Below are 24,150 nucleotides of genomic sequence, written 5' to 3'. Positions count from 1 at the left end.
CCGCGCGGCGGGCCGGCGGCGGAGCGGGCCCGCGCGTGCGCCGCGCCCGTTCGGGCCGCCCGCCGAGGGGACGGTCGCTCTCCCGGGCGAGCCGCATGAGCTGCGCGACGTGCAGGGCCCGCCGTCCCGTCTCGGCGTCCTCGATCTGGGTCTTGCAGGAGAACCCGTTCGCGACGATGGCCGTGGCGTCGTCGGCGTCCCGCACGGCGGGCAGGAGTGCCTGCTCACCGCAGTCCATCGAGATGCCGTACTTGCCCTTCTCGAACCCCCACGAGCCGGCCAGGCCGCAGCAGCCGCCCTTGAGGCTCTCGGTCTCCAGCCCCATCTGTTCGAGCAGCCTCTCGTCCGGGTCGACGCCGCCGGTGGCGCGATGGTGGCAGTGCCCCCAGAGCAGCGCCTTGCCCCCGCCGGGCAGCGTGGGCGGACGAATGTCGTACGCCTGGAAGAACTCGGCGAAGTGGTGCGAATGCGCGGCGAGCCGGGCGGCGTCATCGTCGTGCGGGAGGAGCTTGGTCAGCTCGTCCTTGAAGACGGCGAGGCAGCTCGGTTCCATCCCGACGACCGGCGTCCCGGCCCGCACGTACGGGCGCAGGACGTCCAGCACGTCGTGCAGGTAGCGCTCGGCCATGTCGAGGAAGCCGTAGTCGTAGAGCGGACGGCCGCAGCACACGTGCCGCTCCGGCATGATCACCTGCCAGCCGGCCGCCTCGATCGCCTCCACGCACGCCACGCCGACATCGGTGTGGAAGTGGTTGTTGAACGTGTCGGGGAACAGCACGACCGGCCGCCCGTACGGGTTGGCCGTCCCGCCGCGCCGGCGGAACCACTCCTGCAGCGTCATCGGCGCGAAGCGCGGCAGCGGGCGCCTGCGGTCGATGCCCGCGGCGAGCTTGGCCAGCCGGGCGAGGCCGGGCGTGCGGATCGCGAAGTTCGCGACCTCCGGCATCCGGGAGGCGATCCGGGCCACCTGGTCGATGAATCCGAACGCGTACGCGTACCGGGGACGCCACCGCCGCGCCGACTTGTAGTGGTGGTACAGGAACTCCGACTTGTACGTGGGGATGTCCACGTTGACCGGGCAGTCGTTGGTGCAGCCCTTGCACGCCAGGCACAGGTCGAGCGCCTCGGCGACCTCCTTGGACTGCCAGCCGTCCGTGATGACCTCGCCCCGCAGCATCTCGAACAGCAGCCGGGCCCGTCCGCGCGTGCTGTGCTTCTCCTCGCGCGTCACCTGGTAGCTGGGGCACATCGTGGTGGTCGCGTGCGGGACGCGGCACTCCCCCACGCCGATGCAGCGCAGCGCGGCGTGCGCGAAGTCGCCGCCGTCCTGCTCGTAGGCGAACTTCACCGCGGGACGCGGCGGGTTGTAGTCGGCGCCGAGCCGCAGGTCCTCGTCCAGCCGGTAGGCGTCGATGACCTTGCCGGGGTTCATCTTGCCGTCCGGGTCCCAGATGCGCTTGAACTCGCGCATCGCCCGGATCAGCTCCGGCCCGTACTGGCGTTCCAGCAGTTCGCCGCGCTGCTGCCCGTCCCCGTGCTCGCCGGACACCGACCCGCCGAACGAGGCGACGAGGTCCGCGGCGTCCTCCATGAACCTCCGGTAGCGGGCGATGCCCTCGGCGCTGCGCAGGTCGAAGCTCATCCGGGAGTGGATGCAGCCCTGCGCGAAATGCCCGTACATGGCGCCGTCGATGCCGTGCCCGCGCATCACGCGGCGCAGCGCCCGGACGTACTCTCCCGTCCTGGCCGGCGGGACCGCCGAGTCCTCCCATCCGGGCCAGTGGTCCTTGCCCGGCGGGAACGCGGTCGAGCCGAGCCCCGCCTCGCGGATCGCCCACAGCTTCCCGCTGGCACCGCCCTCCTGCGCGCTCTTGGCCGTGACGATCCGCCCGCGGTCGTAGCCCTTCTCGCCGATGAGCCACTCGGTGAACTCCGCGGCCCGGCCGACCGACTCCTCCTCGGTGTCGGCGCCGAACTGGACCAGCAGCCACGCGCCGCCGTTCTGGAGGGGCAGTTCCTCGATGTTGGGCAGGTTCTTGCCCTGCTGCCGCTGGTCCTCGATGAGCCGGTGGTCGAGCGCCTCCAGCCCGATCGGCCGGAACCTCTCGATGATCTCACCGGTGTGCTCGGCGGCGTCGGCGATGTCGGGGTACTCGACGACGACGAGCGTCCGCTGCAGAAGCGCGGGGGTGAGCAGCAGCACCGCCTGGAGGGCCGTCGCGCAGGTGCTCTCCGTGCCGACCAGGGCGCGGGCGACGTTGAACCCCTTCTCCGGGAGCAGTTCGTCCAGGTTGAAGCCCGACACCCGCCGCGGCATCTCCGCCACCGGCGGGAACCCCGCGCGGATGGCATCGGCATACCGGTCGCGCAGGTCGCGCAGCGCCGCGTAGATCTCGCCCTTGCGTCCGCCCGCCGCGATGATGCCGTCGAGGTCCTTCTCCTCGTCCACCCCCACCCAGAACCGGTCGCCGCCGTAGGTGACCACCTCAAGGGCGTGGACGTTGTCGGACGTGCGCGGCCCAGGCCCGTACAGCTGCGACTGGACGGAGTGGATGCCGCACGAGTTGTTGCCGATGTTGCCGCCGATCACGCACCGGGAGTGCGAGGACGGATCGGGCCCGAACACCAGGTCCGCCTTGCCGGTATGCCGGTTGAGGTCCTCGTTGATGACGCCCGGTTCGCACGTCACCCGCCGGTTCTCCACGTCGAGTTCGCCGATCCGGGTGAGGTACTTGGAGTGGTCGATGACGACCGCGTAGTTGACGGTCTCGCCGGACAGGCTCGTCCCGCCGCCCCGGTTCAGCACCGGCGCCCCGTACTCCTTGCAGACGCGGTGGACGGCGACGACGTCGTCCAGCGTCTTCGGGACCACCACGCCGATCGGCACCTGCCGGAAGTTCGACGCGTCGTTGGCGTACATGGCCCTCGACCCGGCGTCGAAGCGGACCTCGCCCTCGACCGCCTTGCGCAGGGCGCGGGCCAGCTTCCCGACCTCGATCACCTGCCGTCCGCGCGGCGGCCCCGGAACCGACGGAGCCGTCTTCGCCGGGACCTGCCGCGTCTCGGCGGTCTGCAGCCTCACCATGTGCGTCGTCCCCCATTCGTTCAGTCGTCGGTCAGGCCGCGCGGGCGCCGTACACCCGATGCGGCTCCGCGTCGGCCCACCGGACCTCCAGGCCGAGGCCGGGGCGGTCGGTCGCCGGGCGGAGCGCGCCGTTCGCCGGGCTGAGGTTCCCGTCGAAGACCAGGTGCTCCACGCGGACGTGGTCGTGGAAGTACTCCAGGTGGCGGAGGCGCTTCACCCCGCAGAACGCGTGCGCCGACACCGCGGGCGCGCAGTGCGCCGACAGGTCGATCTGCCGCGCCGCCGACAGGCCGGCGATCTGCAGCAGGCCGGTGACGCCGCCGCAGCGGGTGACGTCGGCCTGCAGGCAGTCGACGGCCGGCCCGTCGAGGAGGTCGGCGAAGTCCTTCGGGACGAACCCGTACTCGCCCGCCGCGACCTCCAGCCGGCCCGGGCCCTCGTCGCGCACCAGCCGCAGCCCGGCCGTGTCGTCGGAGCTCACCGGCTCCTCCAGCCACCGGACGTCCCACTCCTCGGCGAGCCGCCGCGCCCAGTACAGCGCCTGCTTGCGGGTGAGGGCGCCGTTGGCGTCGGTGAACACCTCGGGGTCCGGGCCGATCGCGTCGCGGACGGCGGTGAGCCGCCGCGGGTCCTCCGCCGGCCGCCGGGAGATCTTCAGCTTCACCCGCGGGATGCCCTGCCCGACCCAGCCGCCGAGCTGCGCGGTGAGCCGGTCCAGCGGGTAGTTCGTGAAGCCGCCGCTGCCGTAGACGGGGACGCGGTCGTGAAACGCGGGCAGGAGCGTGACCAGCGGGACGTCCAGCAGCCGCGCCTTCAGGTCCCACAGCGCGATGTCGACGGCGGACACCGCCATCGCGCCCACGCCGGGACGCCCGGCGTTGCGGATGCCGGCGAACATCCGCTCCCACACCGCGGCCGGGGCGAGCGCGTCGGCGCCCCGCGCCACGGGAGCGAGCTTCGACCGGACGAACGCCGCGACGGAGGCGTCACCGTAGGTGTAGCCGATCCCGGCCTTCCCGCCGGCCCGCGCCTCCACGAGGATCATGGTCGTCGAGTCCCACCGGAGGGTGCCGTCCTCCTCCAGGCCGTCAGGCCCGTCCGTGGGCACCTCGAAGGCGTGGACCCCGACGTCCTCGACCCGCGCATCGCCCCCCACGCGCATCGGCCCCTCCCTTCCCACGTGCGTCTACTACCGCGGGGAGAGGGGCCGAAACGAACACGGCCGAGGGGTCCTGCGTGCGGGCTTCAGTTCCAGGTCGCGGCCCACGTCAAGGCGTCGATCTCACCGTCGGCCGTGATGCCCGCACGCTCCTGCAGGCACTTGGCGACCTTGCAGGACCGCGGCCCGTACCATCCGTCGACGCGCAGCGTGTAGCCCTTCTTGCACGCCTGCCGCTGCCACCGCTCGACGTCCATCCCGTTCATGATGGGCGTGCCCGGGCCGTCGTACTTCAGCGTCCGGCGCGGAAAGGCCGGCATGCCCTTGATCATCTGAACGAGGTTGCGGCGCGGCCGGCGGTGCTTGCCGCCGAGCCCCCGCTGCAGCCACGGCGCCCACTGGACCGGCACGGCGTATTCGGACGACGTCACACTCGCCTTGATCACGTCATTGTTCATTGGAATCCACCCTTCGTACTCATCACCTGCGGAGCATCAGCGCGGCGCCAGGCAGATCCCGGGCGCCGCGGACAGCCGGGACATCTCGACACCGATCACGAGGGCGCCGAGCAGCGCCAGCGCGATGACGCAGAGGATCAGCGCGACCTCCGTCCACAGCCGCGAACGTCCGGGGGAGGGCAGGGGGAGTGCGGCGTCCGTTCCGTAGGCCGGGTCGGAGGGCTCCAGGAGAGAAAGGGGGGCGACGTTGGGTTCGTGCAAGGTCATGTGTTGCTCACTACCGTCCATTGGAATTCGAAATGGCCAGGGGAAGAAACGGCCTGGGGATTGAGGCGGCCGGGGGATTGGAACGGCCGGGTTCAGGGGAATGACGGGACGGCCGGCGGCCACGCCGGTGTGGACGGCGTGGCCGCCGGTGACGGCGGATCTCCTCCCCCATCCGAGACCCGCCCCCGGGGAGGTCGCCTCCCTCTCCCCCAATCAGGAGACGACGTCGCTTTCAGCGGTTTTTCGGTGCAGGTCTTTTCAGTGCAGGTCCCAGCTGTGCAGCCGGGCGACCCTGCGAAGTTGCTCGGCGTGCGCGCGGGAGCTTTCGGGGGGCAGCGATTCCCAGCGTTTGGCGAGGTCGAAACAGGCTTCGGTCAGCGAGCGGTGTTCGCGCAGCGCGGCCGATTCGAGCGCCTCGGCCCGGTTCTGCGCCGCGACCGCCTCGTCGCGCTGCGCGGCGATGAGCCGAACCGCCTTTTCCGCCCGGCCGAGCTGCGCCAGTGTGTCGGCCGCCTTCCGGTAGAGACTGCGCCGGCGCTGGACGGCGAACGTCAGCGCGGTCAGCACGATCGTCACGGTCAGGACGGTGGCCCAGGCATGTTCTCCGCTCACCGCTCTTCCTCACATTCCGGCGGCGCTCTCGGCCTGCCCGTTCCAGCGGACCAGCGACACCGCACCGCCGGCCCGCGGCCCGGCCCCGGCCTGCGCCATCTCCGGCCGCGGCTCCCGGTGCCCGGCCGGGGGGTTCGCCGCCGGGCCCGGTTCGGAACCGTCCTGGACGGCGGCCTCCTGCCCTTCCAGTTCCTCGGCGGGGGGCCAGGGCCGGACGGCGAGGACCTCGTCCAGCAAAGGCCACGCGGCGGGGACGCCGTCCTCGTCCAGGAGGGTGAGCTGCCCCCCTTCGACGGAGCTGAGCAGGCCGATGTCCCGGGTGCCGTCGGCGTTGTCCACGCAGACGAGGCAGCCCATGAGCGAGGCGAAGGCGCGGGGCGCGCAGGACGGGATCTCCGGCTCCGGTACGGCCGGCGGCGGGCCGCCGGCCCGTGCCCGCTCGTCCGCGTGCAGGGCGACGACGTGCGCCGCCGCGTACAGCGCGCGCATCGACTCGGCGAGGTGCCCGAACTGCGCGGGGGTGGCGTCCGGCGGCAGCGCCATCCGGATGCTGCCGATGGCCAGGCCGAGTCCCTCCTCCTCGGTGGCGACCTCGCGGATCTCGCCGGGGGACGGGATGGGCGCGGTGCCGTGCGCGATCGTGAGGAGGAACTTCGCCTCGGCGGCGAGCCCCTGGTGCCGATGCAAGATCTCCATGACCTCGAACGCGGCCTTGCGGTGCGTTTCGAGTTCCTCGTGGGCCCGTTCGATGGCGACCTCGTGTTCGGCGATGGAGGAGGCCAGGCCGTCGATGGTGCCCTGGCTGAGCCAGTTCATCCGGCACCCCCGGGGAGGGGGGCGCCGGGCACGGCGCGGGGAGAGGGTGGTGCGGTGTTCATACGTGTTAGTCCTTCTGGCGGGGCGTGTCAGGAACGGCCGTCGCGGGCGGCCGTCCACCCGTGGGGATCAGTTCGAGCGGTCCCAGCGCTCGGCCGGCTCGGCCGGGCAGGCGCCCATGTCCTTGATCGCTTCCAGGTCCTCGTGCGCGAACCGGAACAGGCGCTTGCCGTATCGGCGGTGCGGTATCTCCCCCCGGCTTGCGGCCCGCACGAGCCAGTCACGGGTGAACGACGTCATCTCTGCGGCTTCCTGCGGCGTGTACAGAAGCCGTTCCACGGGGATCTCGCTGCCTGGAGAGCTCGACATGACCGAAAGAGTAACGCATCTCTGTGCGTCTCGCAGCTTCAAGACGCGTTTTAACCATGACATGTGTTATCCGATGCACTTCGTTGTGGAAGCCAGGGACGGCCGACCCCCCAAAACGCGTTACGACTCCTCAAAGTCCGTTTTGTTCCGCTACACTTACGCACCGTGTCAGGCCGTCACCCCGCGACACAGAAGGAGCCTGATCACGTTGAATGATCTCGACGAGCCCGAGTACCCGCCTGCGGCATGGCGCAGGCTCGGGCAGATGGTCCGGCAGCGCCGGATCGAACTCGGCTTCGGCTCGCAGGCGAGCCTGGCCGCCGAGGGCGGCCCCTCGCTGTCCGTGGTGAACAAGATCGAGACCGGCCGCGGCAGGGACTACACCGACCGCGTCATCATCCCGCTGGAGGATCGGCTCGGCTGGCGCCGCGGCAGCTTCCGCGCAATTCTCGAAGGCGACGACCCCGTCCCCGTGGACACCGCCTCCCCCGCCGCCCCGGCGGCCGAACCCGCCCAGGAGGGCGGCTATCCCGACGAGGTGGCCGGCGACCCGTTCCTACGCTTTATTTGGGACGCGCCGAAATCCCTCGCCGATGATGAGGATAAATGGGCGGCCGTCACAGGTGTGCTGCTCAAACGCATGCGGCCGGTTCCCAGGTCTCTCGAAAATCAGCAAGATCGCCAGCAGCGGGCAGACGACATATAGCGTCGTCAAACTGGGTAGCAAGCGACTTTGCACCCCAGTTCCTGCCTGAGCATCGTGCTGCCGGGGGCGCGGACGACGCGACGGACGCGATCGGGAGACGTCATGGATTTTCCTGATGTACAGCGCCTCAAAGAGACCATCGACCGTCTGACCCGGGAGAACGCGAAACTGCGCACCCAACTCGCGGTGACACAGCAGTGGAACCCGCCCCTCGACCTGGAACGCGCGTTCCGGTCGGTTCGGGGCTGGCAGTGTCTCACGGTATCGCTCATCCCCGAGAACCCCACCCTTATTCTCATCAGCGGAAACGAATGCGGAAAGGAGAGCGAGGACGCCACCGCGGCGGCCGACGTGGAGGACGCGGGGGCCGGGGAGGTGTGGCGCCACCTGCAGACCGCGGCCGCGCCGCGCGGCCGGATCGGCCCGTTCGCGCGGGCCCGGATGCCGGGCCGCCTCCTCGGCTACCTGCGTGAGCAGAGCGGCCGCACCATCATCGTGCTCAACCGGGATCTGCGCCGCGGCCAGGTGTCACGCGCGGCGCGGATGCTCCGGGAGAACGCCAAGAAGCACCGCCCGGCCGGCTTCCTGGAACTGTCCGCCATCCCCCTGCTGAGCCTGTGCGCGCTCTTCCCCGGCAACCTCGTGGTCAAGGGCACGGCCGGGCTCTCCGCCGCCGCGGCACCGGCCGCCACGATCATGCTGCCGGCCGCCGTCATGTCCACCGCACTCCCGCACATCGACCTGAACACCGTCACCATCCGTTCACGACCCGCGTCTCACGTCCGGCACGTCGACAGGCGGCCGGCCTGGCCCCCGGCCCACGCCTCTCTGCGCGGCCGTAACCCGTCCCCGCGTCGATAGAACGACCAACCTGGAGGGTGTTCAGCCCCGGGTCCAAAGGAGGGCACCGGGGCCTTCCGGTCGCATCGGGGGAGGCATCACTCGCCGGCGCCCTCCGCGGCGGCATCGACGGCGGCCTGCTCCTCCCGGAGCCGCCGCTCGGCCGCGATGTGCGCCTCGACCACGACCTCCACGACCTCGGCCGGGTCGTCGGTGAGGTGGATCAGGTCGAGGTCGAACGGGGAGACCTTCCCGGAGGGCAGCATGGTCGAACGGACCCAGTCGATCAGGCCGCCCCAGAAGTCCGTCCCGACGAGCACGATCGGGAACCGGGTGATCTTCTTGGTCTGCACGAGGGTGATCGCCTCGAACAGCTCGTCCAGCGTCCCGAAACCGCCCGGCAGCACCACGAACGCCTGCGAGTACTTGATGAACATCGTCTTGCGGACGAAGAAGTAGCGAAATTCCAGCCCGATGTCGAGGTGGTCGTTGAGCCGCTGCTCGAACGGCAGCTCGATGCCGAGCCCGACGGACAGGCCGCCGCTCTCGTCGCAGCCCTTGTTGGCCGCCTCCATGATCCCGGGGCCGCCGCCGGTGATGACGGCGTAGCCGGCCTCGTGCAGCCGGGCACCGATCTCGACGGCGAGCTTGTAGTCCGGCGAGTCCGGCTTGGTGCGGGCGCTGCCGAAGACGCTGACCGCCTTCGGCAGCTCGGACAGCAGGCCGAAGCCCTCGACGAACTCCGCCTGGATCCGCAGGACGCGCCAGGGGTCGGCGTGCACCCAGTCGACCGGGCCGCGGGTGTCCAGCAGCCGCTGGTCGGTGGTGGTCTGCGGGACGGCCCGTCCCCGCAGCATGGCCGGTCCTTGACGCCGCGCCGGGGAATTCGCATCCAAAGTCATGGGGCCACGGTAGTAGGAGCGGCCAGCCACATGCGCATACGTCGCTCGCACTCGGCGATCAGCGGGATCTCGACGTACTCGTCCCTGGTGTGGGCGAGGGTGGGTTCGCCGGGCCCGTAGTTGACGGCCGGGACGCCGAGTTCGGCGAAGCGGGCGACGTCCGTCCAGCCGAGTTTGGCGCGGACGCCGGCCCCGCTGGACGCGACGAACGCGGCGGCGGCCGGATGCGTCAGCCCAGGCCGCGCGGCGGACGCGGCATCGGTGACCGTCACCTCGAAGCCGGCGAAGATTCGCCGAAGATACGCTTCCGCGTCGGCCGGCGACTTGTCGGGCGCGAACCGGTAGTTCACGGTGACGACGCATTCGTCCGGGATGACGTTCCCTGCGACGCCGCCCGAGATGAACACGGCGTTCAGGCCCTCGTGGTATTCGAGGCCGTCCACAACCGGACGCGCCGGCTCGTACGCGCGCAGCACGTCGAGAATCCGCCCGGCCGAGTGGATCGCGTTCGACCCCGTCCAGGCGCGGGCGCTGTGCGCCCGCTCCCCCTTCGCGGTGACCTCGACGCGCATCGTGCCCTGGCAGCCGCCCTCGATCAGCGCGCCCGTCGGCTCCATCAGCACGGCGAAATCCCCGGCGAGCAGTTCGGGACGCGTCGCCGCCAGCTTCCGCAGCCCGTTGCGCTCCGCCTCGATCTCCTCACACTCATAGAAGACATAGGTGACGTCACGGGTCGGCTCGGTGACGGTGGCGGCGAGCCGCAGCGCGACGGCGACGCCGCTCTTCATGTCCGTGGTGCCGCACCCGTAGAGCCGGTCGCCCTCCACCCGCGACGGAAGGTTGCCGTTCAGCGGCACGGTGTCGAGATGCCCGGCGAGCACGACCCGCTCGCCGCGCCCCAGCTCGGTGCGCGCGACCACGTTGTCGCCCGCGCGCTCGACCACCAGGTGCGGAAGGGCCCGCAGCGCCTCCTCCACGGCGTCCGCGAGGACCCGTTCCGCGCCGCTCACCGACTCGATGTCGACGATCGCCGCCGTCAGCTCCGCCACATCTGAGAAGAGATCAAGCCGCATGGGCAGCAAGGCTATCTATCATCGCAGTCGTGGAGATGCTTGAGTGCGCCGTCCGCTGGGCGGTCCCGGTGGACGAGCCCCCGATGCACGCCCTGCTCGACGACCGGGAACGCGACCGCTACGACCGTTTCCTGCGTCCCGAGGACAAGGCCCGCTTCGTCACCGGCCGTTTCCTCGCCCGCACCGTCCTCGCCGAGGCGACCGGGCTGGCCCCGGAGGCGATCCGCTTCACCACCGGCTGCCCGCACTGCGGCGGTGAGCACGGCAAGCCCCGCCTCCCCGGCAGCGAACTGAACTTCTCCCTCTCCCACTCCGGGGACCGCGTCGTGCTCGTCCTCGCCGAGGGCGCCGAGGTCGGGGTGGATGTGGAGCGGGAGAGCGACCGCGACATCGACCGGCTCGCCGAGATGGTCCTCACCGCCCGCGAGCGGGAGGCCCTCGCCGCCATGACCGACCGGCAACGCGGCTTCCACGCCTACTGGAGCCGCAAGGAGGCCCTCCTGAAGGCGACGGGCCACGGCCTGGCCGCGCCCATGACCGACATCCACGTCTCCGCCCCCGACGCTCCCGCCGAGGTTCTCGCCTGGGACGGCGAGGCCGCCGTCCCCGACGTCCGGCTGGCCGACCTGACTCCGGGCCCCGGCTACGCCGCCTCCGCCGCCGTCCTCACCGCCCGTCCCCTCAAGATCACCGAGATCCCGCCCCCCTGACGCCTGCCGCACGGCGCGCCCCGGGCAGGGGGCACGCCGCCGGGGGGCACTCCGTCAGGTGTTGATGCCGTGGTCGCGGAGGATGTCGTTCAGGGACGCCTTGTCGTGGCGCCGGCCCTCCTCCAGGCGCTTGAGGATCAGCACGGCCGGGAGGCCGAAGGTGCCGCCCTTGAACTCCTTGTAGCGGGTGCCGCCGACGGCGACGCACCAGTCGGGGATGCGGCCGCGGCTGATCTCCTCGCCGGTCTCGACGTCGATGACGGGCATGGACGCGGACAGGTTCGTGCCGGAGCCGACGACGGCGCCGCGGCCGACGCGGGCGCCCTCGACGATCATCGAGCGGCTGCCGATCATGGCCTCGTCCTCGATGACGACGGGCTTGGCGTTCGGGGGCTCCAGCACCCCGCCGATGCCGACGCCGCCGGACAGGTGGACGTTCTTGCCGATCTGCGCGCAGGAGCCCACGGTGGCCCACGTGTCGACCATCGTGCCGGAGTCGACGTAGGCGCCGATGTTGGTGAAGGACGGCATCAGCACGACACCGGGCGCGAGGTAGGCGCCCCAGCGGGCGATGGCGCCGGGGACGACGCGGACGCCGTCCAGCCGGCTCTTCAGCGGGATGCGGTCGTGGTACCGGAAGTCGCCGACCTGGGCGCGGGCCATGCCGAGAACCTTGAAGCTCAGCAGGATCGCCCGCTTGGCGCGCTCGTCGACGACGACGTCGTCGGTCGCGGGGTCGATGCGGGCGACGCGGGCCTCGCCCGTGTCGATCTGGTCGACGGCGGCCACGATGGCGGCGCGCGCGTCGGCGTCGTCCGGGGTGAGGTCGGCGCGCCGCTCCCACAGCTCGTCGATGCCGCCGGAGATCGGGCTGCTGAACGTTTCGGTCATGCCTCATGAGCTTACTGGGGGCCATTCCCCGGTACCTTCTTCGCGTGGCTGTTTGGGCGAGGTTGAAGGAGCGCCCCGAGGAGGGGGCGGACGGCGGGGGGAGCCGCCGCGGCCTGCGCTGGGCGGTGGGCCTGGCCGTCGGCGTGATGCTGCTGGCCGTCGGCGGGTTCGTGCTGTTCGACCGGGTCCGGCCGTATCTGCACGGATCCGGCTGCGAGGTGCGCACGAGCCAGGGGACGATGCCGCTCGACCTGGAGCAGGGCGCCAACGCCGCCACCATCGCCGCGGTCGCGTTCCGCAAGCAGCTGCCCGAGCGCGCCGCGGTGATCGCGTACGCGACCGCGATCCAGGAGTCGCACATCCACAATCTGGCCGGGGGCGACCGCGACTCGGTGGGCATGTTCCAGCAGCGCCCGTCGCAGGGCTGGGGCTCCCCCGACAAGCTCCGCGACCCCGTCCAGTCGACCAGCAAGTTCTTCGACGCCCTCGTCAAGGTGAAGGACTATCTGGACCGTGACCTGCACGACGCGGCGCAGCGGGTGCAGCGCAGCGCGGACGGCAGCGCCTACGCCCAGCACGAGCGGGACGGCAAGCTCCTCGCGGCGGCGTTCACCGGACGGGAGCCGGCCACGGCGCGCTGCTGGTACCCGCCGGGCAAGAAGACCGCGTCCCGCCGCCCGGAGGCGATCCGGGAGATGCGCCGCGCGTTCGGCAGCCGCCTCAAGGTCGGCGGCCCGAGCCCCCTCACCCAGGGCGCCCCGTCCCGTCCCGAATCCTGGAACGCGGTAAAGGTCACGAACCCGCGGGCGGGCTGGGCCGTCGCGGCGTGGGCGGTGACGCACGCGCAGGCGTACGGGCTGACCGAGGTCCGGTACGCCGGAAAGCACTGGCAGGCCGACGCGGGCCACGACGGCTGGACGCAGGACAAGGCGGCCCCGCCCGACGCCGTCATCGTCCACTGAGCACCGAGGGGCCTTGACGGGACCCGCAGCAGGATTGGCTCACGTCCTCACGGGAAGTCGTCACCGCATGGAGATACCGCGGACCCTGGTGCTGACCGGGCACTTTCCGCCGGAGGCCGGGGGTGTGCAGACGTTCACCTGGGAGCTGGTGCGGCGGCTGCCCGCGGAGCGGATGGTCGTGGTGGCGCCGGCCGGGCCGGGGGCCGCGGAGTTCGACGCCGGGCTGGGTTTCCCGGTGGTGCGGCGGCACGGGTATCTGCTGTTCCGCGGGCTGCGGCGGATCGTCGCGCGGTACGGGGTCGAGGCGGGGTGGATCACGGCGGCGGCGCCGTTCGGGATGTACGCGCCGCTGGTGCGGGCGGCGGGGGTGCGGCGGCTGGTCGGGTCGGCGCACGGGCAGGAGCTGGGCTGGTTCCGGGCGCCGCCGACGCGGGCGGCGCTGCGGGCGGCGGCCCGGTCGTTCGACACGCTCACCCATCTGTCCGAGGCGACGCTGCCGGAGCTGGCGGGCGCCGTCGGGGACCGGACGCGGCTGGTGCGGCTGGCGGGGGCGGTGGACACGGTGCGGTTCCGGCCGGGTCTGGACGGGTCGGCGGTGCGGCGGCGGCACGGGCTCGGCGGTGGGCCGGTGGTGCTCAGCGTGGCCCGGCTCGTCCGCCGCAAGGGACATGACATGCTGCTGCGCGCGTGGGCGGACGTGGTGCGGCGGCGCCCGGACGCGCGGCTGGTGATCGTCGGGGACGGCCCGATGCGGCACCGGCTGACCGAGCTGGCGGACAGCTACGGCCCCGGGACGGTCACGCTCACCGGCCCGGTGTCCGTGGCGGACCTGCCGCGCTACTACGCCGCCGCCGACGTGTTCGCGCTGGCGTGCCGGGACGACCGGCGCGGGCTGCAGACCGAGGGCCTCGGCCTGTCGGTGCTGGAGGCGTCCGCGGCGGGGCTGCCGGTGGTGGTCGGGCGGTCGGGCGGCAGCCCCGCGTCCCTGCTCGACGGGCGGACGGGCGTCCTGGTGGACGCGACCCGGCCGGACGAGCTGGCGCTCACCCTGCACCGGCTGCTCGCCTCCCCCGGGCGGGCCGCCGCGATGGGCGCGGCCGGGCGGCGGTGGACCTGCGAGCACTGGAGCTGGGACACGGCCGCCGCGACGCTCGCCGCCCTGCTGTCCGATTCCTATCCCGATGCGCCGTCGCGGTACGCGAGTCCGGGGATGGAGCCCGTATGGGACTCAGGGAGCAGCTGAGCCGCCGGGACTTCCGGCGGCTCATCGTCGGGCAGACGATCTCCTCGTTCGGCGACTGGATGGGCACGCTCGCGCTGATGTACTTCGTCCTGCAGCTGAGCGGCTCCACGACGGCGGTGGGCGGCGTGCTGGTGCTGCGGCTGTTCCCGTCCGCGGTGGGCGCTCCGGTGGCGGCGCGGGTGGTGACGCGGTGGCGGCGGCGCGGCGTGATGCTGTGGTCGAACCTGGTCCAGGCGGGCATGGCGGTGGCGCTGCCGCTCGTGCCGTGGCTCGGGTGGGTGTACTTCTGGGCGTTCCTCATCGAGGTGGTGGGGCTGGTGTTCCTGCCGGCCCGGGACGCGGCGATCCCGTTCCTCATCGAGGAGAACGAGGGCGAGCACGACACCGCCACGCTGGAGCTGGCCAACGGCATCACGATGGCGACCTCGTACGGGATGATCCCGGTGGGCGCGGGCGCGTTCGGCCTGCTGCAGTGGGTGTCGGGCATCGCCGGCTGGGAGGGCAACTGGCGGTACGTCGTCGTCTTCTGGCTGGACGCCGTGACCTACCTCGTCTCCTACCTCGCCATCCGGTCGATTCCCGATCTCGGGCCGGGTCCGGCCGAGAAGCGGCGGATGGAGCACACCGAGCGGGAGGCGCGGGGCGGTTTCCTCAAGGCGCTGAGGCTTCCGGTGGTGCGGAGCGTCCTGCCGGGGGTGGCGGTGGTGGCGCTCGGGCTGGGCGCGCTGTTCTCGCTGGGCGTGGTGTTCGTGAGGAACGTCCTGGACGCGGGCCCGGTCGAGTTCGGGGCGCTGGTGGCGCTGTTCGGGGTGGGCGCGCTCACCGGCCTGCTGCTGGTCCACCGCAAGGCGGGCGACCTGATGACGCAGATCAAGCTCGGGACGACCGCGCAGGGCGTGGTGATCGCGTCGATGGGCCTGGTGGGGTCGGTCGCCTGGTCGTTGGCCGGGGCGGTGGTGTTCGGCGCCGCCGCGACGAGCGCCCTGGTGGGCGGCATCACCTACCTGCAGGAGGCGCTCGACGGGGTGGAGCGCAACCTGGCGCTGACCGCGTTCCACGCCGTGCTGCGGTTCGGGCTGGCGCTGGCGGCGCTGCTGTCGGGCGCCGCCGCCGACCTCCTGACGGAGGCCGGCGCGTCCCCCCTCGGCCTGGCACCGGCACAGTTCGTGCTGGCGGTGTCCGGCCTGGTGGTGGTGGCGGGCACGTTCCTCATCCGTCCCCCCGGCACGGCGAACATGTCGGCTACCTGACGGGTTCGGGTTCGAGGTCCGGCGCGATCTCGGCCTCGGCCGCCTCACCGTGGCTGTTCGCGGCGCGCAGTGCGACGGCGGCCGCGGCGGCCAGGAAGACGCCGCACGCCAGCAGCGCCCGGGAGAACCCGGCGGTGAGGGCCTGCGGCACCGGTGTCCGGTCCGCGAGCAGGGCGTTGGTGCGGGACGTGGCGACCGCCGTGAAGATCGCCAGGCCGAGCGCGCCGCCGAGTTGCTGGGAGGCGTTGAGCAGCGCGGCGGCGAGGCCGGCCTGGTCCGGCGGGACGCCCGCGTTGGCGGCGGTGGTGACGGCCACGAACGCGGCACCGAGCCCCAGCGAGCTGATCAGCAGGCCGGGCAGCAGGTCGGTCGGGTAGGAGCCGTCCACCGGGATGCGCGACAGCCAGTAGACGCCGGCTCCCGCGAGCAGCAGCCCGGCGACCATCAGCGGGCGGGTGCCGATCCTGGTGAGCAGCCGGGACGAGACGCCCGCGGCGACGGCGACGCCGAAGCAGAGCGGCAGGTAGGCCGAGCCGGTCTCCAGCGGCGAGTAACCGAGGACGTTCACCATGTAGAGGCTGAGGAAGAAGAACATCGAGCCGATGCCCGCGACGGCGACGAGCTGGGTGACGTCCGCCGCCGCGAGCCCCCGGATGCGGAAGATCGACAGCGGCAGCAGCGGGTTGCGTCCGCGCTGCTCGTTGAACAGGAACGCGAGCAGCAGGACCAGCGACCCGGCGAGGCCGCCGATCGTGCGGGCCGCGTCCCAGCCGACCTCCGGCGCCTTGACCAGGGTGAACACGAGCAGCAGCATCCCGCCGGTGACGAGGACCGTGCCGAGGACGTCGAAGTTCGCGAGCCGCGCGGTGCGCCGGTCGCCCTCGACGAGCAGGAACAGCCCGGCGATCACCAGGACGCAGACCGGGACGTTCACCAGCATCACCCAGCGCCAGCCGGGCCCCTCCGTCAGCAGCCCGCCGAGCAGCACCCCGGCGGCGGACGCGCCGCCCGCGACGCCGCCCCACACGCCGAGCGCCCTGCCCCGGTCGCCGCCCTCCTTGAACATCGTGGTCAGGATCGACAGCGTGCCCGGCAGCATCAGTGCGGCCCCGGCGCCCTGCGCGAGCCGCGCGCCGATCAGCATGCCGGGCGTGGTGGCGAGCCCGCCGATGACCGCGGACAGCGAGAACAGCACGGTGCCGGTCACCACGACACGGCGGCGTCCGAGCAGGTCGGCGAGCCGGCCGCCGAGCAGCATCAACCCGCCGTAGGTCAGCAGGTAGCCGGACGGCACCCATTGCAGGTCCTGGAGGGAGAAGTCCAGAGCCCTGCGCATCGCGGGCAGTGCGATGTTCACGATCGAGGCGTCGATGAAGTCCAGGAACGCGATCGTGCACAGCAGTGTCAGCGTCAGCTTGCCGCGCCCGGTCGCGAGGAAGGACGGTTGCGAGTTCGCCATGAGGTCCTCCGAGTCCATGTGGTTTCGTGACCCAGGAGGCGGTGAAAGGCCCCGAGTGTGACGCCGTCGCCCACGGATGAGGTCCACATCACATTCCGCCGGGGGATGTCACACTTCGGGCGGGCGGGCTCTCTGAGGGGTGAGCGCACAGGAGGACGGGCCATGCCGGAGCACATCGCCGGGGAGACCGCGACAAGCGTGTTCGCCGACCACCGGGAGCTGCTGTTCTCGGTCGTCTACAACATGCTGGGCAGCGTCGCCGACACCGAGGACGTCCTGCAGGACGCGTGGCTCGCGTGGGCGGCCCGCAGCGGCGACGGCGACGCCGGCGAGATCGAGAACCCGCGCGCCTACCTGGTGCGGGTCGCGGTCAACACCGCGCTGTCCCGGCAGGCCGCGATCAGCCGCCGCCGGGAGGCGTACGTGGGGCCGTGGCTGCCCGAGCCGCTGGTGAGCGAGGCGGGCGCGGACGAGTCCGCCGAGCGCACCGAGACGGTCTCGATGGCGCTGCTCGTCGTCCTGGAGACGCTGACGCCGCTGGAGCGGGCGGTGTTCGTCCTGCACGAGGTGTTCGGGTACGCGCACACCGAGATCGCGCCGATCCTGGACCGCAGCCCGTCCGCGATCCGGCAGCTCGCGCACCGGGCGCGCGAGCACGTCCACGCGCGCCGTCCCCGCTACCAGGCCGACCCGAAGGTGCAGCGGCAGGTGACGGAGCGGTTCCTCCAGGCGGCCCTGGGCGGCGACCTGGACTCGCTGATGGACCTCCTGGCGCCGGACGTGACGCTGTGGACGGACGGCGGCGGCAAGGTCAAGCGCGCGGCGGCGCTCCGCCCGATCCACGGCGCCGACAAGGTGGGGCGCGTCATCGCCGGCACCGCCACGCGCGGCCCCGAAAACCTGGACATCCGGTACCGGACGGTCAACGGCGACCCGTCGGCGGTCCTGTTCGAGGCGGACGCGCCGTTCGCCGTCATGGTGCTCGACCTAGGGCCGGACGGCGACCGCATCCGCGGCATCTACGCCGTCACCAACCCCGACAAGCTCGCCCACATCGAGGACGTCTAGGGGCGGCGCACACCCGGCGCCGATGTCCAAGCAAGCACTTGGTTAACCGTCCGTGACCTGGCAACACAGGTGCGTGACGACAAGAAAGTTACTTTTGAGTAGCTAGTGACTTCCCTTTCACGGCCATATAGAACCTGTTCCATTCTCCGCACCAGTGAGGGAGGTCACGCATGAGTGACTTCACCATGCCCAAACGAGAACCCGGCCGCGTATCGCGCCGCGGATTCCTCGTCGGAACCGGTTCCATTCTGGGGCTGGGGCTGATGAGCCGGACCGGTGCGTCCGCCGCCCCGGCGGCCGCCGGGCCGATCGGGGACGGCGCCCGCGTGCCCGCCCTGGTCATCGGCACCGGCTACGGCGGCTCCGTGGCCGCACTGCGGCTCGCCCAGGCGGGTGTCGACGTCCACATGGTCGAGATGGGCATGGCCTGGGACACGCCGGGCTCGGACGGCAAGATCTTCGCCAACACCCGGACGCCCGACTACCGGTCCTACTGGCTGCGGACCCGGACCAAACAGCCGCTCAGCAACTTCCTCGGCTACCCGCTCGACAAGGACGTCCCCCGCTACACCGGCATCCTGGACGCCGAGGAGTTCCCCGGCATCACCGTCTACCAGGGCCGCGGCGTCGGCGGAGGCTCGCTCGTCAACGGCGGCATGGCGGTCACCCCGAAGCGGTCGCGGTTCGCCGCGATCCTGCCCTCGGTGAACGCCGACGAGATGTACAACGTGTACTACCCGCGCGCCAACACCGGCCTGGGCGTCAACGAGATCGACCGGACCTGGTTCGACACCACCGCCTGCTACCAGTTCGCCCGGGTCGGGCGGAAGCACGCCCAGCGGTCGGGGTTCGAGTTCGTCTACGTCCCGAACGTGTACGACTTCAACTACATGAAGCAGGAGGCCGCGGGCGCGGTGCCGAAGTCGGCACTGGAAGCGGAGGTCATCTACGGCAACAACTACGGCAAGAGGTCGCTGCAGCAGACCTACCTCGCGCAGGCCAAGGCCACCGGCCGCGTCTCCATCTCGCCCCTGCACAAGGTGACGTCGGTGTCGCCCCTGTCCGGCGGCGGGTACACGGTCGTCATCGAGCAGATCGACACGACCGGCGCCACCACCGCGACCAAGACCGTGACCGCCGACCGGGTGTTCTTCGCGGCCGGCAGCGTCGGCACCAGCAAGCTCCTGGTCAAGCTGAAGGCGACCGGCGCGCTGCCCGGCCTGAACGGCGAGACCGGCAAGGGCTGGGGCGAGAACGGCAACGTCATGTGCGGCCGCGCCAACCACATGTGGGACCCGACCGGCAGCCTCCAGTCGTCCATGCCCACCGGCGGCATCGACAACTGGGACGCCGGCGGCGCGTTCGCCGAGATCGCGCCGCTGCCCACCGGCATCGAGACCTACGCCTCCTTCTACCTGGCGATCACCAACACCCCGCGGCGGGGCGAGTTCTCCTGGAACGCCGCAACGGGACAGGCCGACCTGAACTGGCAGACGGCCTGGAAGCAGACCAGCATCGACATGGCCAAGACGATCTTCGACAAGATCAACGCAAAGGAGGGGACGATCTACCGGACCGACCTCTTCGGCACCTACAAGATCTGGGGCGACCACCTCACCTACCACCCGCTCGGCGGCGCCGTCCTGAACAAGGCCACCGACAACTACGGCCGCCTGCCCGGCTACCCCGGCCTCTACGTCATCGACGGCTCGCTCATCCCCGGCAACACCAGCGTCAACCCGTTCGTCACCATCACCGCCCTCGCCGAACGCAACATCGAGAAGATCATCACCACCGACCTGTGACCACGCGCCGCGGAAAATCCGGCCACGGGCGCGTGTGGCCGGACTTCTCCGCCCGCGCGGAGCCGGGATCCGGCCTCGTCCGGGGACGATGTCCGGTTCGGTCCGCGCCCCTCGGGTAGGGGCGGACCCTGACGGACCGGTCGGGGGGATCGTGGGTTCGGATGAGCGTTCTCGGGATGGCCATCGCCGTGGTGGCGGCGTGCTTCATCGGGCTCGGGTTCGTGGCGCAGCAGCACGCGGCCTTCCGGGAGCCGCTGAAGAAGATCCTGCACCCGCGGCTGCTGCTGGACCTGCTGCGCAGCCGGCTGTGGCTGGCCGGCATCGGCTCGATGGTCATCGGGCAGATCATCTTCGCGGCCGCGCTGAACATGGCCGACGTCACGCAGGTCACCCCGGTGCTCACCACCAATCTCATCTTCGCGCTGTTCGCCGCGCACGTGATCTACCGGGAGCGGCTCGGCCGCACCGAATGGCAGGGGGCGCTGCTGCTCACCGGCGGCGTCGCGCTGTTCCTCGGGGTCGGGCTGCCGCGGGGCGGCACCGCGCCCGGCGCGCTGTCGTTCCGCTGGGCGGCCGGGGCGGCCGTGCTGCTGCTCGCGGCCCTGTGCGCGGTCGGCGGCCTGCACCGGGACCTGCGCGTCCGCGCGATACTGCTCGCGTGCGGCGCAGGGCTGCTCTACGGACTTGAGGACACGCTGACCCGCAGCGTCCTGCTCCGCGTCGACCACGGGGTCATCGCCGCGCTGCTGACCTGGCAGCCCTACAGCCTGCTGGTCATCGGGACGCTCGGGCTGCTGTTCGCGCAGAGCGCCTTCGACGCGGCGCCGCTGCGGATCTCGCTGCCCGCCACCACGGCGGCCGAGCCGCTCACCGGCATCGCGCTCAGCATCGCGATCTTCGGGGAGCAGGTACGGGTCTCGACCCCCCGCCTCGCGCTGGAGACGCTCGGGCTCGCGGCGATGGTCGCGGGCATCATCGTCCTCGGCCGCTCGCCGTACCTGGGCAAACCCGGCGAGCGCGTGGCCGCGTCAGCGGATGGGGTGACAAGCCGTTGATCGCCGTCCTGCTCGGGGTGCTGACCGGCGCCTGCAACGCCCTCGCGTCCGTGCTGCAGCGGCGCGCCACCAAGACCGCGCCCGCCGGGACGTTCAGCCCGGCCCTCATCCTGGAGATGCTGCGCCGCCCGCTGTGGCTCGGCGGCATCGCCGCGCTCATCGTCGCGTTCCTGCTGCAGGCCGCGGCGCTGTCGCAGGCGGGGCTCGCGCTGGTCCAGCCGATCCTGGCCTCCGAACTGCCGTTCACCATGATCCTCATCGCCTGGCTGCCGCCGCGCGGGTTCCGGCGCGTCCCGTGGACGGCGGTCCTGCTGCTCACCGTGGGCCTCGCCGTGCTGCTGTCCGCCGCCTCACCGTCCGGGGGCCAGGGCAAGCCCGGCGGCGCCGCCTGGATCATCGCGGTGGCGGGCACGCTGGGCTGCGCCGCCGGGCTGGTGGCGGCGGCGTGGTTCATCAGCGGGCCCGTCCGCGCCGTCCTGCTGGGCGTGACCACCTCGCTCGGGTTCGCGCTGACGGCCGCGTTCATGAAGGAGGTCACCGAGGACTTCGCGGACGGGATCGTCACCGCGCTCACGTCCTGGCCGATCTACGCCATGGCGCTGACTGGCCTCGCCAGCCTGATGATGCTGCAGAGCGCGCTGCACGCCGGCACGCTCGTCGCGGTGCAGCCCGCGCTCACGGTGACCGACCCGGTCGCGAGCATCATGCTGGGCCTCCTGCTGTTCGACGAGCACGTCCGGGGCGGCCCGTGGATCGTCCCGGAGGTCATCGGCGTCGCGCTCATCCTGGCCGGCAGCATCGGGATCGCCCGCTCCCCCCTGCTGCACGAGGAGCACACCGTCACCCCAGCACGGAGCGGATGACGCGCTCGGCGGGGACGGCGTCGAACAGCGCACCGGCCCTGCGGATCCGCCTCTTGCGCACCGCCTCGTCCTTGAGCCGGTCGAGCGTTTCGACCAGCTCGCCGGGCGAGCACGCGTAACGGCTCAGCCCGGCACGTGCCATCGCCACGGCGCCGTCCCGCCCGTGGCCGGGAATCGGCCGGTAGGAGATCACCGGCAACCCGCACGCGAACGCCTCCCGGCACGTCAGCCCGGCCGCGTTGTCGACCAGCGCGTAGGCGCCCGCCATCAGCTCCGCCATGTCGTCCCGCCAGCCCAGCGCGACGCCGCCGACCCGGCGGCGCAGCCGCTCGTTCCGCCCGCAGAGCACCACGGGGACATACCGCCCGGACGCCGCCAGGCCGCGCGCCGTCTCCATGACCCGCCCGACTCCCCACGCACCCGCCGAAACGAGCACCAGCCGGTCGTCCGGCGCCGCCCCGGCCACGGTGCGCAGCCGGTCCCCCGCACGCCGCGCCCACCGGAACTCGGGCCGCACCACGGGCGCGTGGCCGGTCGCGGGACGGCCCGTCCGCTCCAGCACCGTCCGCGCGGACCGCTCGTCCGGGCACAGGTAGCGGTCATTGCCCGCGTGCAGCCACATCCGGTGCACGGCGAAGTCGGTGACCAGCACCAGCGACGGCACGGTGAGCCGCCCCGCGTCCCGCAGCCGCCCGGCCGCCTGCGCCGCGACATGGAACGTCGACACGACCGCGTCCGGCGCCGGCTCCCGTAACCGCCGCTCCAGCCGCGCCGCGATCAGCGCCGTCAGCGGCGACGCGGGCGGCGGACGGCGGGACACGAAGAACGACCGGTAGATCCCCTCGTACAGCCACGGCGCGGACCGGACCATCCCCGCGTACATCCGCCGCAGCCCGTGCCCGAGCCGCAGCGGAACCAGGTCCAGCACGTCCAGGACGGACGCCTCGACGTCCTGCGCCGTCATCCGGCGGGCCAGTTCCGCCGCGACCGCGTCGTGCCCGGCCCCCATGCCCGCCGTCAGAATTAACACTCGTTTGCCCATCGCTTGCTCTCCCCCCGGTGAAACTGTCCGCATGCCGTGCCGTGTCCCCGCCGCCCTGGCCGCCGTCCTCCTCGGGCACACCCTGCCCGCGGTGACCTGGCTCCCCCCGGTCCGCCGGCTGACGCCCCGCCTCGCCGGCCGCGGCGGCCCCCGCCATGTCGCCCTCACCTTCGACGACGGCCCCGACGCCCGCTCGACACCCCTCTTCCTGGACGAACTCGCCCACCTCGGCTGCCACGCGACGTTCTTCGTCCTCGGCACGATGCTCCGCCGCAACCCGTCCGCCGGCCGCCGCATCGTCGCGGGCGGCCACGAGATCGCCGTCCACGGCTGGCACCACGACAACCCCCTGACGACCCGCCCAGGCCGCGTCACCACCGAAATCCGCCGCACCGTCCACCTCATCGAGGACGTCTGCGGCGTGACCCCGTCCTGGTATCGCCCCCCATACGGCGCCCTGAGCACCGAGGCCCTCCTCGCGGCCCGCCGCAGCGATCTGCGTCCCGTCCTGTGGACGGCCTGGGGCAGAGACTGGACGGCCTCCGCCACCCCTTCCTCCGTGCTGGAGACCCTCGCGCCGGACCTCAGGGGCGGCGCAACGCTCCTCCTGCACGACAGCGACGTCACCTCGGCACCCGGCGCCTGGAAGGCCACCCTGGCCGCCCTGCCCGAGGTCGTGGCCGGCTGCCGCGCCACCGGCCTGACCCTCGGCCCCCTGCGCGACCACGGGGTCCCCACCTGACAACCGCCGTCACACGGCTACTACTCCCCCACCACACGCCCTCTATGTGAAGCCACCACCCGTTTCTCCGCCCTCGCGCCCTTCTCCCGCGCGTCCGCGATCAGCGACTTCACTGCGTGCCACTGGCGGTAGCGGGGGAAGATGAGCGGCTGCGTGTGCACCGCGAACGGCTTGAAGGACGGAATCTTGCCCGCCTTCGCATCCGCGTCCTCCACGTGCAGGTACTGCCTGCGCGCGTCGGCGACGGTCTGTCCGGTCGCCGCGTTCTCCAGCTCGGCGGACGCCACCGGGATCCCGTTGACGAAGAACGTCAGATCGACCGACTTACCGGGCTCGTCCGCCGAGTAGTGCAGCTACCGCGTCACCGTCAGCCGGTTCGCGTTCTAGTCGTCCAGCGTCCCCGCCGCGAGCGTGTGCGCGGGCAGAAAGTAAACGAGCCGGAATCGGATGCCCTTGTCTTTCACACCGGTGCGCAGCACGTCCAGCGCGCCCCACACGCCGATCTCCTTGCCCACGAGCCGCGCGAACGGCCGCGCCGGGTCCTCCCCGTAGGCGCCGCGCAGCCGCTCCCATTGCTCCGGCTGCGTCCGCACGAGGAACACCGCCGGCTCCGCCGTGCCGAGCCCCAGCTCCCGGTCGTAGTTCCCGGCTCGCCCCGCGCCCATCCGTGCGCGATCAACGCACTTTCGACGGCGTCCTCAAACGTCCTCTCCGTACACCTTCACGCCCATGCCCGGCATGTTACATGTAATGTGAGCGTCTCGGTATAGATT

Annotated in this window: 25 protein-coding genes; 11 read left to right on the top strand and 14 right to left on the bottom strand. The window is 72.0% G+C overall.

Annotated features, from left to right (window positions below; genetic code table 11):
* From AF1_RS18230 to AF1_RS18200, 7 genes are all read right to left on the bottom strand, one after another.
* A partial coding sequence (locus AF1_RS18230; RefSeq protein ID WP_067800253.1) for an FAD-binding and (Fe-S)-binding domain-containing protein occupies positions 1 to 3,085 on the bottom strand: 3,085 nt, incomplete at its 3' end.
* Between the two features lie 31 nt (positions 3,086 to 3,116).
* Positions 3,117 to 4,247, bottom strand: a complete 1,131-nt coding sequence (locus AF1_RS18225) for an enolase C-terminal domain-like protein (protein WP_067800250.1) — start codon at positions 4,245 to 4,247, stop codon at positions 3,117 to 3,119.
* An 83-nt stretch (positions 4,248 to 4,330) separates the two neighbouring features.
* Positions 4,331 to 4,702 (bottom strand): peptidoglycan-binding domain-containing protein, encoded by a 372-nt coding sequence (locus tag AF1_RS18220; protein WP_067800247.1) that lies wholly within the window; start codon positions 4,700 to 4,702, stop codon positions 4,331 to 4,333.
* Between the two features lie 36 nt (positions 4,703 to 4,738).
* A complete protein-coding gene (locus AF1_RS18215; protein ID WP_067800244.1) occupies positions 4,739 to 4,969 on the bottom strand; it encodes a hypothetical protein in 231 nt (76 codons plus the stop codon).
* A 258-nt stretch (positions 4,970 to 5,227) separates the two neighbouring features.
* A complete protein-coding gene (locus AF1_RS18210) occupies positions 5,228 to 5,581 on the bottom strand; it encodes a hypothetical protein (RefSeq protein ID WP_067800242.1) in 354 nt (117 codons plus the stop codon).
* A 9-nt stretch (positions 5,582 to 5,590) separates the two neighbouring features.
* Positions 5,591 to 6,397 carry a hypothetical protein gene (locus tag AF1_RS18205; protein WP_067800239.1) on the bottom strand — a complete coding sequence of 269 codons (807 nt, stop codon included), beginning with the start codon at positions 6,395 to 6,397 and terminating at the stop codon, positions 5,591 to 5,593.
* Positions 6,398 to 6,526: 129 nt separating this feature from the next.
* The gene (locus tag AF1_RS18200) at positions 6,527 to 6,766 is read right to left on the bottom strand and encodes a helix-turn-helix domain-containing protein (RefSeq protein ID WP_165488421.1); all 240 of its coding nucleotides are present in this window, start codon (positions 6,764 to 6,766) and stop codon (positions 6,527 to 6,529) included.
* A gap of 208 nt (positions 6,767 to 6,974) precedes the next feature.
* On the opposite strand from AF1_RS18200, the gene AF1_RS18195 reads away from it, so the two are divergent.
* Both AF1_RS18195 and AF1_RS18190 read left to right on the top strand, forming a co-directional pair.
* Complete coding sequence (locus AF1_RS18195) at positions 6,975 to 7,472, top strand: helix-turn-helix domain-containing protein (protein WP_067800233.1); 498 nt, start codon at positions 6,975 to 6,977, stop codon at positions 7,470 to 7,472.
* A gap of 102 nt (positions 7,473 to 7,574) precedes the next feature.
* Positions 7,575 to 8,333: a hypothetical protein gene (locus tag AF1_RS18190; RefSeq protein ID WP_067800230.1), complete on the top strand. Its 759-nt coding sequence runs from the start codon at positions 7,575 to 7,577 to the stop codon at positions 8,331 to 8,333.
* 77 nt (positions 8,334 to 8,410) lie between these two features.
* Here the strand turns inward: AF1_RS18190 and AF1_RS18185 are convergent, their stop codons facing one another.
* Both AF1_RS18185 and dapE read right to left on the bottom strand, forming a co-directional pair.
* Complete coding sequence (locus AF1_RS18185; RefSeq protein WP_067800227.1) at positions 8,411 to 9,214, bottom strand: LOG family protein; 804 nt, start codon at positions 9,212 to 9,214, stop codon at positions 8,411 to 8,413.
* Positions 9,211 to 10,287 (bottom strand): succinyl-diaminopimelate desuccinylase, encoded by a 1,077-nt coding sequence (dapE, locus tag AF1_RS18180; RefSeq protein ID WP_067800224.1) that lies wholly within the window; start codon positions 10,285 to 10,287, stop codon positions 9,211 to 9,213. Before dapE ends, AF1_RS18185 begins: the two co-directional genes overlap by 4 nt.
* 35 nt (positions 10,288 to 10,322) lie before the next feature.
* Between dapE and AF1_RS18175 the strand changes: the two genes are divergently transcribed.
* Positions 10,323 to 10,997 carry a 4'-phosphopantetheinyl transferase family protein gene (locus AF1_RS18175; RefSeq protein WP_067800221.1) on the top strand — a complete coding sequence of 225 codons (675 nt, stop codon included), beginning with the start codon at positions 10,323 to 10,325 and terminating at the stop codon, positions 10,995 to 10,997.
* Between the two features lie 54 nt (positions 10,998 to 11,051).
* Here the strand turns inward: AF1_RS18175 and AF1_RS18170 are convergent, their stop codons facing one another.
* Positions 11,052 to 11,888, bottom strand: a complete 837-nt coding sequence (locus AF1_RS18170) for a 2,3,4,5-tetrahydropyridine-2,6-dicarboxylate N-succinyltransferase (RefSeq protein WP_067800218.1) — start codon at positions 11,886 to 11,888, stop codon at positions 11,052 to 11,054.
* A 44-nt stretch (positions 11,889 to 11,932) separates the two neighbouring features.
* Between AF1_RS18170 and AF1_RS18165 the strand changes: the two genes are divergently transcribed.
* From AF1_RS18165 to AF1_RS18155, 3 genes are all read left to right on the top strand, one after another.
* Positions 11,933 to 12,850, top strand: coding sequence for a hypothetical protein (locus AF1_RS18165; RefSeq protein WP_242608923.1), 918 nt, complete (start codon positions 11,933 to 11,935; stop codon positions 12,848 to 12,850).
* Between the two features lie 67 nt (positions 12,851 to 12,917).
* Positions 12,918 to 14,093 carry a glycosyltransferase family 4 protein gene (locus AF1_RS18160; protein WP_067800214.1) on the top strand — a complete coding sequence of 392 codons (1,176 nt, stop codon included), beginning with the start codon at positions 12,918 to 12,920 and terminating at the stop codon, positions 14,091 to 14,093.
* Positions 14,072 to 15,343, top strand: a complete 1,272-nt coding sequence (locus AF1_RS18155; protein ID WP_067800210.1) for an MFS transporter — start codon at positions 14,072 to 14,074, stop codon at positions 15,341 to 15,343. Before AF1_RS18160 ends, AF1_RS18155 begins: the two co-directional genes overlap by 22 nt.
* Here the strand turns inward: AF1_RS18155 and AF1_RS18150 are convergent.
* A complete protein-coding gene (locus AF1_RS18150; RefSeq protein ID WP_207394125.1) occupies positions 15,336 to 16,802 on the bottom strand; it encodes an MFS transporter in 1,467 nt (488 codons plus the stop codon). The two genes, AF1_RS18155 and AF1_RS18150, sit on opposite strands and share 8 nt — an antisense overlap.
* Before the next feature lie 162 nt (positions 16,803 to 16,964).
* On the opposite strand from AF1_RS18150, the gene sigJ reads away from it, so the two are divergent.
* The 4 genes from sigJ to AF1_RS18130 all read left to right on the top strand — a co-directional run bounded on the left by sigJ (position 16,965) and on the right by AF1_RS18130 (position 21,593).
* Positions 16,965 to 17,870 (top strand): RNA polymerase sigma factor SigJ, encoded by a 906-nt coding sequence (sigJ, locus tag AF1_RS18145; protein ID WP_067800204.1) that lies wholly within the window; start codon positions 16,965 to 16,967, stop codon positions 17,868 to 17,870.
* A 170-nt stretch (positions 17,871 to 18,040) separates the two neighbouring features.
* Positions 18,041 to 19,675 carry a GMC oxidoreductase gene (locus tag AF1_RS18140; protein WP_067800201.1) on the top strand — a complete coding sequence of 545 codons (1,635 nt, stop codon included), beginning with the start codon at positions 18,041 to 18,043 and terminating at the stop codon, positions 19,673 to 19,675.
* A 161-nt stretch (positions 19,676 to 19,836) separates the two neighbouring features.
* The gene (locus tag AF1_RS18135; protein WP_084263065.1) at positions 19,837 to 20,730 is read left to right on the top strand and encodes a DMT family transporter; all 894 of its coding nucleotides are present in this window, start codon (positions 19,837 to 19,839) and stop codon (positions 20,728 to 20,730) included.
* Complete coding sequence (locus tag AF1_RS18130; RefSeq protein ID WP_067800195.1) at positions 20,727 to 21,593, top strand: DMT family transporter; 867 nt, start codon at positions 20,727 to 20,729, stop codon at positions 21,591 to 21,593. Before AF1_RS18135 ends, AF1_RS18130 begins: the two co-directional genes overlap by 4 nt.
* Here AF1_RS18130 and AF1_RS18125 read toward each other — a convergent pair.
* The gene (locus AF1_RS18125) at positions 21,571 to 22,635 is read right to left on the bottom strand and encodes an MGDG synthase family glycosyltransferase (RefSeq protein WP_067800191.1); all 1,065 of its coding nucleotides are present in this window, start codon (positions 22,633 to 22,635) and stop codon (positions 21,571 to 21,573) included. The genes AF1_RS18130 and AF1_RS18125 overlap by 23 nt on opposite strands.
* A 31-nt stretch (positions 22,636 to 22,666) precedes the next feature.
* On the opposite strand from AF1_RS18125, the gene AF1_RS18120 reads away from it, so the two are divergent.
* On the top strand, positions 22,667 to 23,377 hold the full coding sequence (locus tag AF1_RS18120; RefSeq protein WP_067800186.1) for a polysaccharide deacetylase family protein: 711 nt from the start codon (positions 22,667 to 22,669) through the stop codon (positions 23,375 to 23,377).
* A gap of 20 nt (positions 23,378 to 23,397) precedes the next feature.
* On the opposite strand, the gene AF1_RS18115 is transcribed toward AF1_RS18120, so the two are convergent.
* Positions 23,398 to 23,730: a type I restriction endonuclease gene (locus AF1_RS18115; protein ID WP_407642228.1), complete on the bottom strand. Its 333-nt coding sequence runs from the start codon at positions 23,728 to 23,730 to the stop codon at positions 23,398 to 23,400.
* Positions 23,731 to 23,760: 30 nt separating this feature from the next.
* A complete protein-coding gene (locus AF1_RS18110) occupies positions 23,761 to 24,042 on the bottom strand; it encodes a hypothetical protein (RefSeq protein ID WP_067800181.1) in 282 nt (93 codons plus the stop codon).
* Positions 24,043 to 24,150 lie beyond the last annotated feature (108 nt).

This window comes from Actinomadura formosensis NBRC 14204 (assembly GCF_001552155.1).
Lineage (GTDB): Bacteria > Actinomycetota > Actinomycetes > Streptosporangiales > Streptosporangiaceae > Spirillospora > Spirillospora formosensis.
Note: the sequence above shows the minus strand (reverse complement) of the source record. Positions and strands in the feature narration are given on the sequence as shown.